The 15,458-nt window shown below is 37.6% G+C and carries 12 protein-coding genes and 1 pseudogene; 3 read left to right on the plus strand and 10 right to left on the minus strand.

The genetic code is table 11. The annotated features are described in order from the left end of the window. Both RT723_RS00005 and RT723_RS00010 read right to left on the minus strand, forming a co-directional pair. Positions 1–337, minus strand: a 337-nt coding sequence (locus tag RT723_RS00005) for an exonuclease domain-containing protein (RefSeq protein ID WP_315945403.1), incomplete at its 3' end; no start/stop codon positions are given. 116 nt (positions 338–453) lie between these two features. Further along, positions 454–714 carry a hypothetical protein gene (locus RT723_RS00010; protein WP_216055467.1) on the minus strand — a complete coding sequence of 87 codons (261 nt, stop codon included), beginning with the start codon at positions 712–714 and terminating at the stop codon, positions 454–456. Positions 715–1,084: 370 nt separating this feature from the next. Between RT723_RS00010 and RT723_RS00015 the strand changes: the two genes are divergently transcribed. From RT723_RS00015 to RT723_RS00025, 3 genes and pseudogenes are all read left to right on the plus strand, one after another. Next, complete coding sequence (locus RT723_RS00015) at positions 1,085–1,516, plus strand: CBS domain-containing protein (RefSeq protein WP_315945404.1); 432 nt, start codon at positions 1,085–1,087, stop codon at positions 1,514–1,516. Between the two features lie 122 nt (positions 1,517–1,638). Then, a pseudogene (hrpA, locus tag RT723_RS00020) lies at positions 1,639–5,672 on the plus strand (ATP-dependent RNA helicase HrpA). Between the two features lie 1,394 nt (positions 5,673–7,066). Beyond that, positions 7,067–7,282 carry a YgaP family membrane protein gene (locus RT723_RS00025; protein ID WP_315945405.1) on the plus strand — a complete coding sequence of 72 codons (216 nt, stop codon included), beginning with the start codon at positions 7,067–7,069 and terminating at the stop codon, positions 7,280–7,282. 65 nt (positions 7,283–7,347) lie between these two features. On the opposite strand, the gene RT723_RS00030 is transcribed toward RT723_RS00025, so the two are convergent. The 8 genes from RT723_RS00030 to hisG form a co-directional block, all read right to left on the minus strand. After that, entirely contained in the window at positions 7,348–8,520 is a 1,173-nt protein-coding gene (locus RT723_RS00030; protein ID WP_315945406.1) for a tetratricopeptide repeat protein, read from the minus strand. A gap of 150 nt (positions 8,521–8,670) precedes the next feature. Then, positions 8,671–9,552: a hypothetical protein gene (locus tag RT723_RS00035; protein ID WP_315945407.1), complete on the minus strand. Its 882-nt coding sequence runs from the start codon at positions 9,550–9,552 to the stop codon at positions 8,671–8,673. Between the two features lie 65 nt (positions 9,553–9,617). Beyond that, on the minus strand, positions 9,618–10,391 hold the full coding sequence (gene hisA / locus RT723_RS00040) for a 1-(5-phosphoribosyl)-5-[(5-phosphoribosylamino)methylideneamino]imidazole-4-carboxamide isomerase (protein ID WP_315945408.1): 774 nt from the start codon (positions 10,389–10,391) through the stop codon (positions 9,618–9,620). A 3-nt stretch (positions 10,392–10,394) separates the two neighbouring features. Beyond that, positions 10,395–11,045, minus strand: coding sequence for an imidazole glycerol phosphate synthase subunit HisH (gene hisH, locus RT723_RS00045; protein ID WP_315945409.1), 651 nt, complete (start codon positions 11,043–11,045; stop codon positions 10,395–10,397). Further along, positions 11,046–12,119 (minus strand): bifunctional histidinol-phosphatase/imidazoleglycerol-phosphate dehydratase HisB, encoded by a 1,074-nt coding sequence (gene hisB / locus RT723_RS00050; protein WP_315945410.1) that lies wholly within the window; start codon positions 12,117–12,119, stop codon positions 11,046–11,048. Further along, a complete protein-coding gene (gene hisC, locus RT723_RS00055) occupies positions 12,116–13,213 on the minus strand; it encodes a histidinol-phosphate transaminase (protein WP_315945411.1) in 1,098 nt (365 codons plus the stop codon). The genes hisB and hisC overlap by 4 nt, the downstream gene beginning before the upstream one ends. After that, a complete protein-coding gene (hisD, locus tag RT723_RS00060) occupies positions 13,206–14,546 on the minus strand; it encodes a histidinol dehydrogenase (RefSeq protein ID WP_315945412.1) in 1,341 nt (446 codons plus the stop codon). Before hisD ends, hisC begins: the two co-directional genes overlap by 8 nt. A 5-nt stretch (positions 14,547–14,551) precedes the next feature. Then, a complete protein-coding gene (gene hisG, locus RT723_RS00065) occupies positions 14,552–15,451 on the minus strand; it encodes an ATP phosphoribosyltransferase (RefSeq protein ID WP_315945413.1) in 900 nt (299 codons plus the stop codon). Positions 15,452–15,458 lie beyond the last annotated feature (7 nt).

Consider the following 15,458-nt stretch of genomic DNA (forward strand, 5'->3'; position numbering starts at 1 on the left):
GAGTGTAACGTATCATTTCATCGTCAAAGCGAACATTGTTATACCCAACACAGGTTGTATTAGCTTTACTGATCTCTTGATGAATTCGTTTAATAAACTCAGGCTCTATTAAGCCTTCTTGCAGTGTTTTTTGCGGTGTAATACCTGTGACTAATGCAGCTTCAGGATGAGGTATATAATCGTTAGGGATCTGACAATATTCTACTAAAGGTTCACCAATTATATTTAGGTCTAAGTCGGTTCTTATCCCCGCAAATTGTGATGGTTTGTCTTTTTTAGGGCTTGTCCCCCAAGATTCGAAGTCGTACCAATATAAAGTAGATGAAGGATCAGTCATGATGTTTAGGTCTGCAAAATATACAAAGTACATGACTTTAAAGGGTTACAGTCGGTTATGTCAAAGTGATTCTGGAGATAGTTTAACAAAAGCCCAAATTTACAGCACTAAAGGCATTAGTTAGCAGATTTACATTTATTACAGCTCGTTTCAAAAGGGTTTTTGCTTAATGATTCCGCTTCTATAGGCAACTTACATGTCTGACAATACCCAAAACTACCGTGTTCTATTTCATCAATTATTTTTTTAACTTCATGCAATTCAATCTTGGTTTGATGAGCAACCGTGAAAAGTACATCGTCTACTGGGGATTCTGCACAAAAATCCTGCTGTATATTGGTTAGACGTGCACTGAGTTCGTCGCGTTTATACTTCATTAATTGATATATCTCTTGGTGCATCATAGTTCAGTAATTTGGTTATTAGTGATATTGATAGCATAAACCTTCGTTATTTTTATTACTTGATCTAAGACAACTTAGTTGTAATTCAAATGTTTCAGATTAAGCGAATTCATTTTGAAGTGAAGATTTAATTAATTGAAAAAAGTTTAATAAAAACAAGGCAAAGTTAGGATTTTACTTCTAGTCTTACAGTAAGGGATATTCATCACTTCAACATTATTCATATCATTGAATTAGAAGACTATTAAGGTATTCATCTTGTTGATATACCAGAATAGAAATAACGTTGTATTGAGTAACCTTTAAAAAATCCAAATAAAAAGAATAACTGCAGGGGAATTGGATGGAATCACTAAAAATCGAAGACTATATGAATCACCGACCGGTCTTTTTTAAAGGCTCAGAAAGCGTAGTAGAAGCCGTTGAACGCTTACTGCAGTCCCAAACCACAGGTGGGCCAGTAATTGACATTAATCGTAATATTATAGGGTTTATTTCCGAACAAGATTGCATCAAAGCTATGTTGTCCTCTTCTTACCATAGCGGTGAATCTTCAAAAAATGTCGCTGACGTAATGAAAACGGACGTACTAACCAAAAAGCCATATGAGAGTATTTTAGAGTTAGCGGATGAAATGTCTGGCACTAAACCGAAAACGTATCCTGTGGTTGATGATGATAACCGACTCATAGGTTGTATCAATCGTATTAACGTTCTAAAAGCATTAGATATGCACTTACATTCAATATATGAACAAGGTACTCGGTTTGTGTAAACACGTTTATATTATTGAAGCCTCAATCTACTCTAGTTTGGGGCTTTTTTGTATGTGCGTAAAAGTGGTAGAATACAAGTAATTACACTCCAATCTTGTTACCTACTGTGTCTGAATTAAAAGTGCCTGAAATTAAAACATCAAATATTAAACAAGTGTTAAAACAAGATCTTCATTTGTTATCGAGTCGTTTACGTCGAATTCAAAAAATTCAAGATCTTGATAAACAAGCTAAAGCATTAGATAAATTACAAATTGAAATAGACAAGTCTATTGCTCTTAGACAACAGAGAATAGACGGTTTACCTAAGATAGAATACCCGGAACAATTACCGGTTAGTCAAAAGCATTTAGAGATCAAAAAAGCCATTAGTGAAAATCAAGTGGTGATCATTGCGGGTGAAACGGGTTCAGGTAAAACAACTCAAATACCAAAAATGTGTATGGAGTTGGGCAGAGGTATTGAAGGTAAGATTGGCCATACACAACCTAGACGTTTAGCTGCCCGAAGTGTGGCAACACGTATATGTGATGAGCTCGGTTGTGAAATGGGCACGGCTGTTGGTTACAAAGTCAGATTTTCGGATCATGTGGGTGACAATACCTATGTGAAGTTAATGACTGATGGTGTGTTGTTAGCAGAAATGCAACACGACAGATATTTAAATCAATACGATACCATCATCATAGATGAAGCCCATGAACGCAGTTTAAACATCGATTTTATTTTGGGTTATTTACGTGAGCTGTTACCCAAACGTCCAGATTTAAAAGTTATTATTACGTCTGCAACCATAGACCCACAAAGCTTTAGTAAACATTTTAATGGTGCGCCAATTATTGAAGTAACGGGCAGAACCTTTCCGGTTGAAGTGCGCTATAGACCTTTAGATGAAATGTCATCAGAATATTTAAACGACGATTCGCGTAATAATTCAGATAATGACAGCGATCAAATGAATGCGATCTTTGCCGCGGTTGATGAATTGGGCCGCGAAAGTAACGGTGATATTCTGTTATTTATGAATGGTGAACGTGAGATCAGAGATACCGCGGATGCACTATCCAAACGTAAAATTGGTAACACTGAAATACTGCCGTTGTATGCTCGACTATCTGCAACGGAGCAGAACCGCATATTTGCGCCACACCACAACAGACGAATCATATTGGCAACCAACGTGGCAGAAACCTCGTTAACCGTGCCAGGTATTAAATACGTCATAGATACTGGTACTGCACGTATCTCTCGATACAGTTATAAATCTAAAGTACAACGTTTACCGATTGAAGCAATATCACAAGCCAGTGCCAATCAAAGAAAAGGACGTTGTGGTCGTACTGAGGCGGGTATATGCATCCGTTTATACAGTGAAGACGACTTCTTATCCCGTCCTGAGTTTACAGCGCCAGAAATATTAAGAACTAATTTAGCGTCTGTTATTTTACAGATGATGTCGCTTAATTTAGGTGATTTAGAGAACTTTCCGTTTATCCAAAAGCCAGATAGTCGATTTATAAATGACGGTATTCGATTGTTAGAAGAACTACAGGCGATTGCGCCTAATAAAGATAAAAATGCTCGTAGCCGTTATAAATTAACACCATCGGGTAAAAGCTTGAGTCGGATACCTGTCGACCCAAGGTTAGCTAAGATGATCTTCACGGCAGGTAATACTAATTGTTTACATGAGATTATCGTCATCGTTGCGGCGTTAAGTATTCAAGATCCAAGAGAGAGACCATCCGATTTTAAACAAAAATCCGATGAACTACACAAACGATTCAAAGACAAAGATTCGGACTTTGTGGCTTACCTTAATCTTTGGGATTATTTAATCGCTAAGAAAAAACAAGTATCTGGTAGCCAGTTTAGGAAACAATGTAAACAAGAATTCCTTAACTACATGCGAATTCGTGAGTGGCAAGATTTAGTTTATCAAATTGAACAAAGTGTGTCTGAGTTAGGGGTTAATGTAAAAGCGGCTAAAGCGCAAGCCATTGCACTGAATAATGCCATCGATGAAGATAATCATGACGACGAATTAAATGACATACCTACCATAGAGCGAGATTACCAAGGCATACATCAAGCCTTGTTATCAGGCTTATTAAGTCATATTGGTCAAAAGAAATAAAAGACGGCGATAAAAAAAGTAAAGAGAAACGTCCCGGTTTACCAGGATTTGAAGGGGCAAGAAACAGTTTGTTCCATATATTTCCAGGGTCGCATTTATTTAAAACGTCAGCCAAGTGGGTAATGGCCGCTGAGTTAGTAGAAACGTCTAAGTTGTTTGCTCGTTATGCAGCTCGCATTCAACCTGAATGGGTTGAGCCACTAGCACAACATGTTATTAACAAAAGTTACTCTGAGCCTCATTGGAGTGCCAAACAAGGCACAGTGCAGGCGTTTGAAAAACAAACTTTATATGGTTTAGTGATTGTCCCTAAACGCCGCGTGGTATTTGGTAATATCGATCCAGTTGCAAGCCGCGAAATATTTATCCGTGATGCGTTAGTTGCTAATGACTTAGGTCAAAAGTTACCGTTTTTAACGCATAACAATGATTTAATGGAAGAGATTCAACGCCTTGAAAACAAAGTTAGGCGCAGAGACTTATTAGTTGATGAAGAAGAATTAATTGCGTTTTATGACAAAAAGTTACCGGCCAATATCGTCAGCAAAGCCGATTTATTAAAATGGATAAAGAACAACGACCAAGAGCTGCTTAAAGCCAAAAAAGAAGACTTTATGTTGTCGGATGGCACTGAGCTATCATCTATCTCGTATCCTGATTATTGGCGACAAGGTAATTTACGTTTACCGATTGATTATGACTTTGAACCGGGTGAAGAGTTTGCCGACGGTATATCGGTACGTATTCCTTTACCGTTATTAAATCAAATAACAGATGTTGAATTTGATTGGCATATCCCTGCTTATCGTCATGAGTTGATCATGGCGTTAATTAAGTCATTACCAAAAACATTAAGGCGTAACTTTGTCCCAGCGCCAAACTACGCTGACGCCTTATTACAAAGATTAAAAGACAAACATGATGATCATACTCTGCCATTTATTGACGTGATCACAGAAGCCTTATTTAGAATGACAGGCGTTAAACTGAATAAAGAAGATTGGGTCTTAGACAACTTACCTAAACATTTAAAAATTAATTTTAGGGTGGTGGATGATAAAGAGAAGATCATAGGTCAAGGTTTCGACTTAGAACAAGTTAAAGCATCGTTACAGCAGCAAGTTAAAAACACCATCAAAGCCGTAGCAACAGACGATATTGAGCAAACGGACGTAACTGATTGGGACTTTGGTGACTTACCAACAAGCTACATGAAAAAGCAGGGGAGTTATCAAATAAAAGCGTTTCCAGCTTTAGTGAAGTCAGGTAACAAAGTGAATGTAGAGTTGCTTGATCATCAAGAAGTGGCAGAAGCCAGTCACTTGTCCGGCATAATAGAGCTGATTTTTAAAACTTTGCCATCACCAATAAAACACTTACAACAGAAGTTACCAAATAAGTCTAAATTGGTGTTGTACTTCAACCCGTTTGGTCAAATAGATCAGCTTATTAATGATTGTATTCGTGCTGTTATCCATAAAGAAGTTGAACAAACTGTGCCGCGTAGCCAAGACGCATTTAACCAATTACGAGATAAAATACGTGCAGAGTTAAACGACACGGTTTTAGACGCGGCACTGCAAGTTGAAAAAATCCTGTTGGTTGGCCACAAAATATCCAAACAATTAAAAGGTAAGGTAAGTTTGGATATGATCCAAGCTAATGCGTACATAAAAGCACATTTAGACTCACTTATTTATAAAGGTTTTGTTGGTGAATGTGGAATTGACCGCCTGTCAGATATATATCGTTATGTATTAGCGCTAGAAAAACGTCTAGAGAAAATCAAAATAGACGCGAACAAAGACAGAATGAACCAAATTGAGTTAGACAAAGTTTATGACTTATACGACAAGCTAACGGATAAATTGCCAAAAGAATTACCAGTACCTTCTGCAATTACAGATATTTACTGGATGATAGAAGAACTTAGAGTCTCCTTGTTCGCTCAAGGTATAGGGACTAAGTATCCAATATCGATTAAACGCATTAAGCAGGCGATTAATGAATTAAGTTAGGATTGTTGTTAGTTGTTGTTTTTAAGTGAAGAAGGAACCTTAGGGTTCCTTTTTTGTTTTTTACTCGCAACTCGCAACTCGTATCTCGTGACTCGTAGGTCTTCTGATACATCGAATTTAGATGCACTCTAAGGTTTCACCTTGACGGCGACCATACCTTTTTTCAACAGCCAAAAAAGGTAGGCGAAAAAGGCCGCTTCCAACAAAATCGAATACTTCATTAAATAGTTATTTTTGTTTATAAAAAAAGGATTGGAAAATCGTCCCTGAAAACCAATCCTTTCTCAGCATCCATGCTTCGAATTTTATAAAAAATAATATTTAACAAAGTGATTTTGTGATGGAGACTTAAAAGCAAAAAGCAAAAAGCAAAAAGCAAAAAGCAAAAGCGCGAACCTATGGTTCGCTGGTACTCAATAAACTTATCTGATTGTGCAAATTAGAGTGGGTGTCCATGTTACTTTTCGGAACCGTCGTTGTAGCTAGGCGGCTTTTTTGACTTTAGGAAGTCAATTACAGCTTCATCAACAGCAATCCGTAACTTTTCAATTAATTTAACTTTTATAAAAATATACAGGTTCTATATAGCTATGCGAATGATCAACATATACGTTCCCTACATATTCCCTTGCTGAAGTTTCCTTATTAAACATTTCAAAATGAACTTTTAATAAATACACTGGTTTAGGAGTGTTATAACAATCAATAATGACCACTAAATAAACGCTTTCTTCATACCTAAAAGTAAATTTACTTTTAAGATTAAAATTACTTGATGTGCTTTCAATGATTTTGTTAGGCAAATTTCCAGATATGTCACATTTTTTTGAGACCCAAGAGTTGTAAAGTAAAGTGTTACCTTTTAATTTTTTTGATGATGCACTCAAAGTAAGTGCAGTGAGAGTGAGGATGAAAAAAAACGAAGCTGTAACTCTCATTGTATTTAATCCCTATATCTACAGTTACCTTATATTTTTAACAAAAAATAAGAAGTTTGGGAAGCCGAATAATAGTGACTACCATCTTAACTTTTTCTGTAAATCCAAAGAATCCCGAATGTGCGGTTCTCTGCTAATCAATTGACTTATCCGATCGTGCAAATTGTAGTGGGTGTCCACGTTAAAGCTTTTTAAGCTTTTTTAACTCGTATCTCGTGACTCGAAGTTTTGCTGATACATCGTATTTACATTAACCGTCTTTTAAATCTTTAAATCTTTAGCAATCATCAATTAAAAATCCCTAATTCAATATAACTAGAAACTATATTAATTTAGAAAACGCTAATATAAGTTATTTATAAAGTAGAAAAATCTAATGTATAGTGAGTGTATTAGAAAATCCTAATGTATGCAAAAGCATATAGTTTATTAATTTTGAATATTGGAGTGATCGTTATGTCTTTAGAAAAAGCGTTAAATGCATTTGCTGGATTTATGGTGTTATTGTCGGTTGTGTTAACCGTAAACGTACATGAAAACTTTATGTGGTTTACTGTGTTTATTGGTGCCAATTTATTTCAGCAAAGTCTCACTGGTTTTTGTCCAGCGTCAATTATTATGAAAAAAGTGTTAGGGTTTAAAACCGAGCGTGAGCTTGCTTTAGAAAAATAATCGTAATAAGGCTACAGCGTACTGGAACGGCCAATACGCTGTAGTTTGTATCTAATTAAATAATACTAATGGCTTTCAAATGCGGCTAGTTTTGCTTGATATAAATTAACCTCGTTCACTTTAATCGGGGCGTTGAGCGCGGCATTTAGCTTTTGTTTAACCAGTTGCGGATTATTTCCTTGTTTAAATATTGCTTTTGCTTGTGCCAAGAACACTTCATCTAGATAAGGTGCTAGTGCTTCTGCTTTTTCAAAATAACTGAGTGCCTCATTATATTTTCCTTTTTTATAAAGCTCATCACCCAGTTCTAACCATTGATACGGATTATCGTCTGTAATATTTTTAATATCATTGCTTATTAATGTCGCTTTCTCTTTATCACCTTTAGCGAGTAAAAAGCTTTTATAATTGCTCATTAAATTTAATGAGGTGATCCCTTTTTGATAACTTTTATCTAATAAATTAATCGCATTATCAAGGCCTTGAAGTCGTCTAAGTACAAGGGCATGTGTATTGATGTTTTCGGCCGAACTCGGAAATAAGAACATGGCGTTAGATGAATATTCATTTGCTAATTCAAAATCTTTATTTGCATAAGCATCAGCCGCAAGATTGGCATAATACATAGAGGCAAATTCATCATGAGCAATTTTTCTGCCGGGTAAGTCTACTTGGTTTTTGTAGTAGTCAATTATTATATGAGTGCGTCCAAAGTAAATAGTATCTTCGTCTATGGGTTCATCTTTTGCGTAAACCTTGGTTCTTATATGTTGCGAAACAACCACATTTTCTCCTTGTTTATAATAAACCGGTGCTGTATTGATAACTTGATAACTAATATCTAAACCTGCAAGTTTTGCCAGTGACGTAGTAACGAGCGCAAGTGACATACAATTGCCTGTTTTTTCAGTTAACGCTTGGTTCGATGATAAAGTTGTATTTTGGTAACTGAAGTTATCAACAAAGCGACTTAGGTATGTATAAAGTCTTTGGTGAGGGGCAATGCCCTCGTTATAAGTTGAATTATAAAAGGTTAAAAAGTGCTGTTCTTGTTCCGGACTTAGTTTTACCGCTTGTTCAAAGCTGAGTTTGCTAAATGGGGTTATATTCCAATCCGCTGGTTGTAGAGAAATTGGCTTTTCTATTTTAACGGGTGTTGTTTCAGTATTTGCACAAGAGCAAAGGCAAGCAGCAAGTAATAAGAACATCGACGTTCTTAATAAAGTAGGTACGTTCATACAGGTCCCATATTATGAGTTCAAATTAAAATTAAGCATCAAAGCCTAAAATATTTTTTCGTTTAGCATAAACAGGTATTCAGTTAGTTGCATTGATTTTATTAGTTTTTTTCATTATGGGGGATAACTAAAGGCAGAGGTTAAAGTGGGTTACTTGTTTAAAATGTTGACTTCCTTTGTGTCGACAAAAAAGCCAGCTTGTATGTATGCTTTTTTTATTCTGCCTTGTTGGCGCAGTATTGCCATGCCTTTTTCAAGCGCTTTTATCGCGCTTTCACCTAAAGGGTGGTGTTTACTCACAACAAAATGCCTTGAACCATTCAGCATGATGGCAATGTTAGGCACAGGAACAAGATGCACTTTATATATTTTATAGTCTTGTTTGGTATCTTGATGGAATGGCATTAACATAAAATCAACCCAGCCTTGGCTGACTAATCTAGCCATACTAATCCACTGGTCTTCTTGAATTAATTCGGCGAGATTAAGACTGGTCATGGTCTCCCAATCGGTACGCCATTTTGGGGTAGAAACGCCGGTTAATTTATGAAAGTCAGTTAATCTCTGTGTCGCTAAGGTTTTAACATTATTGGGGCTGGTATAAACACCGGCAACGTATTCGCCTTGTCTAATAACCGGACTAGAAATATATACATCTTGCTCAATAGCTTTAGCATCGGTTAGCCAATAACTGTCTAAGCTAATAAGCAACTCACCGCTTTGTAACATTTTGGTATTTCGAAAGTTGACGTTACCTGAAGAGATATCGAAATTGTGTTTAAAGCCTCCTAAGTGCAAGCTTTGCAGTGCAATAATGATATCGGCCACATCTCGTCTTGCGTTTTTGCCACTGTAGTCTTCAATATTTATGACATTTCTATCGTTTAAAAACTCTATATAGTCATTAAAAACGTCATTACGAATATAGATTGGAACCTGTGCAGCGTACACCTTACTAAACAAGGTAAAGAGTATGACTGCACAGATGTAATTTAACAATCTGCTTGGACTCATTTGGTTGTTTGGGGTCATATGGAAAAGTACACCGAATACTGAACTAGTTTAAGATTAGTCATAATTCAGTGCTTTCGCCAAAGCTAAACGCTTTTGGCTACTTCCCATGTGTTAAGTGCTTCAGATACGGTAAATTTACCTTCTAACAATGAGCGACCTAATATGACACCACTAGGTGTTGCGTTATCTGTTCCTGAGCCGATTAACGATGGTTTAAGCTGTGCTATGTCATCCAAGCAACTTATGCCGCCAGAGGCTTGCCAGCTGATGGTAGGGAATTGTGCCGCGAGTTCTTTATAAAGCTGTTGATTTGGACCTTGTAACGTACCGTCTTTGTCTATGTCGGTACACAATACATGTCTTAAACCTACTGTTAAAAAGTCGTTTACTAAAGGCTCAAGCTCAACGCCCGAATCTTTTTGCCAACCGTGCGTGGCTATGCACTTTTTACCGTCTTGATTGATGTTAATATCCAGCGCTAACACTATGGCTTCTGAACCGTATGTTTCAATCCAACTTTTAACCAGTTCAGGTTCTTGTACCGCAAGTGAACCAATAACCACACGGCTGACACCAGAGGCTAATAACTGTTTAACATCGTCTTCTGTTCTTACACCGCCACCGGCTTGGAACTTCATACGTTTGCTGTCGGCCATTGCTTTGATTAAAGTAAGCTGACGTTTGCTAGTGTCTTTTGCGCCCGTTAAATCAACGATGTGTAACCACTGTGCGCCTTCGTCTGCGTATTGGTTTACCAGTGTTACAGGATCGACACTGTATTCCGTTTTTTGGGCATAATCACCTTGGTAAAGGCGAACGACTGAGCCGTCAATTAAGTCTATTGCAGGTATGATCATGAATTACATCTCTATGAAATTTTGTAATAAGGTAGAGCCTGCTTCACCACTACGTTCAGGATGAAACTGTACACCGTAAAAGTTTTTGTTATGTATAGCAGCAGAGAAGGGCTGACCGTACTCACAACTTGCTAATGTATAGTCAGACATAGGTGCACAAAAGCTATGGACAAAGTAAAAATAACTACCATCTTCAATCCCTTCAAACAGAGGGTTATTTTTTTCTACTTTAATTTGATTCCAGCCCATGTGTGGTAATACTAATTCGCCGGCATCCATTCGTGTAATTTCGGTAGGGATCAAATCCAAGCAGTCTACATTTTTAGTTTCACTGTCAGCAATGTGGCTACCAGGTACTTCATGGGAGAACTTAGTCATTAACTGCATTCCCAAACAAATACCCAAAACTGGATTGGTGATTTGCTGGATAGTATCAACTAATAACTTTTGATTAATGTTGTTCATGGCCGAAGAGGCAGAGCCAACGCCGGGCAAAAAAACTTTATCAGCACTAAGTATTACACTTGGATCATCAGAGACAATGACCTTTACACCAAGACGTTCAACGGCAAATTTAACCGAAGATATATTGGCACAGCCTGTGTCTATTATGACGATTTTCTGGTTTTTAATCTCAGTTGTACTCAAGGGCATTTATAACGCTCCTTTGGTTGAAGGTAATACATCACCTTCTACTTTAATGGCTTGACGTAAAACTCGTCCAAATACTTTAAACAAACTCTCTACTTGGTGATGTGCATTACCTTTAGACGTGCTTAAGTGCAGAGTAATAGCCATAGTTTGAGTTAACGAATAGAAAAAGTGTTCAACCATTTGAGTCGACATTTCACCTACACGTTCTTGGGTGAATTCCGCATTAAATACTAAGAATGGACGACCTGAAATATCTAATGTTGATTCTGCTTTACACTCATCCATTGGCAGGGAAAAACCAAAACGGCCGATACCACGTTTGTCACCAAGGGCTTGTTTTAACGCTTCACCTAAGGCAAGAGCGGTATCTTCAACTGAGTGATGATCGTCAATGTGTAAGTCGCCGTTGGTGGTTAAGTTTAGGTAGAAACCACCGTGTGTGGCGATTTGATCTATCATGTGATCAAAAAAGCCCATGCCAGTGTTAATAACCGGTTTTTGTGTAGAATCTAAATCTACAAATACATTAATGTCAGTTTCAGAGGTGGTACGTACCACTTTGGCGGTACGGCCTTTTTTGCCAAAGCTTTGTTCTATCTTCAACCAGTTGTTGTCAATTGGGTCGTATTTAATACCAACAATACCCATATTTTCAGCAAGTTGAATGTCTGTTTCACGGTCGCCAATAACAAATGAGTCGGTAAAATCAATTAACCCTTTTTGCAGGTACTCTTTTACTAAACCTAAGTTTGGTTTACGGCAACTGCAGTTTTCGTGATCAAAGTGAGGACAAATCAGTACGTCATCAAAAGTGACACCTTGGGTTTCAAACAATTCCATCATTTTGTTATGTGGGGCATCAAAGTCCGCTTGTGGGAATGCATCTGTGCCAAGACCATCTTGGTTAGAGACCATTACTAATTTATAACCTTTGGCTTGTAAGCGAGTAAGAACTGGGATCACCATAGGTTCAAAAACGAGTTTTTCTAAGGTATCCAATTGCTTATCAATTTTAGGCTCTTCTACTAAGGTGCCGTCACGATCGATAAATAAGATTTTTTGTTTTGTTGTCATAATGTTTGTTCAACCTTTGAAAATATTGAAATGACCTGTTCCATTTGTTGTGGGTTACCAATAGATACTCGTACGGTATTGCCCAACATTAATTGTTTGGATTGATCTCTTAATAATACGTTTTGTTGCTGGAATGTCTGCATAACTGAACTTGCCGTTAAAGGCTGTTTTAGCTTTAACAATACAAAGTTAGTTTGTGATGGATATACATGTTCAACAAAAGACCAAGTGGCCGCAAGTTTGATGAAGTCATCACGTAATTGGTTTAATTCAACAACTTTGTTTTGCATCCATTTAATACCGTCTGCTGACAATGTTTGTGTGGCTATTTGCGCGACAGGCACAGGAATAGGGTAAGGCGCAATCACCTTTTTTAATGCTTGAATGATATTGTCATTGGTTAAGGTAAACCCACAACGTAATCCAGCTAAACCAAAGGCTTTAGACAAAGTACGTAATACCACAACGTTATTGAATTGGTTAATCAGTGACATGCTGGTGGCGTCTGCACAAAACTCAATATAGGCTTCATCTAATACCACAATACAGTCATCAGATACGGACTCGATAATATTAATGATATCCGCATTCTTGGCCAAATCACCCGTTGGGTTATTAGGGCTACAAATGAAGATTAAGTTCGCTTTTTGTTTATTAGCTAAGATACCTTTAACATCTAGTTGCATACCGTCTAACAGTGGGATATCTATAACGCCGCATCCGTGTGTTTTAGCACTGATGGCGTACATACCGTAAGTTGGCGGACATATAATAATGTTGTCGTTTGAGCTACAAAAGGTACGAATTAATAACTCAATACCTTCATCAGCGCCACGTGTGGCTAAGACTTGTTGAGCAGACACACCTGCATAACTCGCATAACCATTTATTAATGGCTCTGGCTGAAAGTCCGGGTAACGATTATACATTGATGGATCAATAGAAACGTTAGGCACATATGGATTTTCATTGGCATTTAACCAAGTGGTTTCCACTTCACTGCTACTGGCCATTGAAAATAGACGGCGAGCAGATTCATAAGGGACTAACGCTTTCAGTTCCGTTCTGATCAATTTATTTACTAAATCAGTCATTGTTGTTCTCTTTAAGTGAAGCTTGTTCTGTTTCTAATTGATCTAACCTGACCTTCACCGCAAGTTTGTGAGCATCTAAACCTTCGGCACTGGCTAAGGTCATAATGGCTGGGCCAATATTTAACATGCCTTGTTTTGATACTTCTTGCACCGTGAACTTACGACTGAAGTCAGCAAGATTAAGTGAACTTAGTACTTTTGAATACCCATACGTTGGTAATACGTGATTAGTACCACTGGCATAATCACCCGCGCTTTCAGGTGTATATGCACCAAGAAATATAGATGCTGCATTATCTAATTCAGGTAATAACGCTCTAGGTTGCTCTGTCTGCACAATTAAATGTTCAGGCGCATATAAATTACTGACCAAAACAGACTCAGCTAAATTATCAGTTAAGATTAATTGGCTGTGGGCTAAGGCTTTTCTGGCAATGTCAGCACGTGGCAACAATGTTAACTGTTGCTCTAATTGCACTTGTACTTGTTCAATAACATCTTGGTTATCACATACCAAAATCACTTGTGAGTCAGGACCATGTTCAGCCTGAGACAATAAGTCAGCAGCAATAAAACTAGGATTAGCAAACTCATCTGCAATAACTAAGACTTCAGATGGACCCGCTGGCATGTCAATAACCGCGCCATAAGGGTCTTGATTGACTTGCTGTTTTGCTTCGGTAACAAAACTGTTGCCAGGTCCAAATATCTTATCGACTGCACTTATAGATTCTGTGCCGTAGGCAAGAGCTGCAATCGCTTGCGCACCACCCACTCGATAAATCTCAGTGATGCCACACAATTTAGCGGCGTATAATATCTCTGCCGTAATACCACCAAAGTTATTTTCAGACGTGTCTGGTGGCGTACATAATACAACTCGTTTACAACCAGCAATTTGAGCGGGGACACCTAACATCAATACAGTAGAAGGCAGTGGCGCACTGCCGCCAGGTATATATAAACCTACTGATGTTATAGGTTTAGTGATTAACTGACATAACACACCGCTGCTCGTTTCTACTTCGATGTCTTTGCTAACTTGTGCTTGGTGAAACTTCAAAATGTTGCTGTAAGCTAATTCAATTGCTTGTTTTGTATCGTCAGTAAGTAAACTAATTGATGTTTCAAATTGCGTTTGTGATAACGCAACTTGGTCAAGTTTAATACCATCAAACTTTTCAGTTAGAGATAACAAAGCGTCATCGCCATTGGTTTTTACTTGCTCAATAAGCGTTGATACTGCCTGCGACAAGTCTTGTTTATTACTCATGGCTGGTCTTGCTAACACTTGTTGTTTTTCTAACTCATTGAGTTGTTGCCAAACAATCATGAGGTTTACCCCATCATTTTTTCAATTGGCATAACAAGTATTGAAGTACAACCAAGTTGTTTTAATTGTTCCATCGTTACCCAGAATAAGTTTTCTTTACTTACAACGTGGATAGCCACTTGGTCGTCATTACCAGATAATGGTAGAACCGTTGGGTTTTCAGCACCCGGTAATAAGTCTTTCACTTGCTCTAGTTTTGCTTTTGGCGCGTGCAACATGATGTATTTAGACTCTTTTGCTTGCATAACACCATTTATTCTAGGAAGTAGGGTATCAACAAGTTCTTGTTTGTTTTCTTCTAATGCACCATCTTTTTGAATTAATACGGCTTTTGATTGGAAGATTTCAATTGCTTCATATAAGCCGTTAGCTTCTAAAGTGGCACCAGTAGAAACTAAGTCACATATTGCATCCGCGATACCTGCTCTTGGTGCAACTTCAACAGAACCGGTTAACATAACCGGAGAGGCATTTACGTTATTTTCTTGTAAGTAACGTTTTAGAAGCTGTGGGTAGGTAGTAGCAATACGTTTGCCTTCAAATGATTCTAAACCTTTATAATCGAACTCATTTGGTACTGCGATTGATAAACGACAACCACCATACTCTAAACGTTTTAATAATTGATATTCTGCAGGTTCATTAGCCGCTTGTCGCTCTAACATTTTTTCTTCTAACTCGTTTTCACCAATGAAACCTAAGTCAGCAATGCCGTCCATTACAAGACCTGGAATGTCATCGTCACGTACTAATAATAAATCAATAGGAAGGTTAGTTGAGTGTGCGATTAATAAACGGTCACGAATAGAAAGTTTTACGCCAATCGCTTTTAATAATTTAAGTGACTCATCACTTAATCTACCTTTCTTTTGTACTGCAATTCTTAGTCTTGTTGAGTCTGTCATTTGATTG

This window comes from Psychrosphaera aquimarina, assembly GCF_032461525.1.
In the GTDB taxonomy this organism is placed as follows: Bacteria; Pseudomonadota; Gammaproteobacteria; order Enterobacterales; family Alteromonadaceae; genus Psychrosphaera; species Psychrosphaera aquimarina.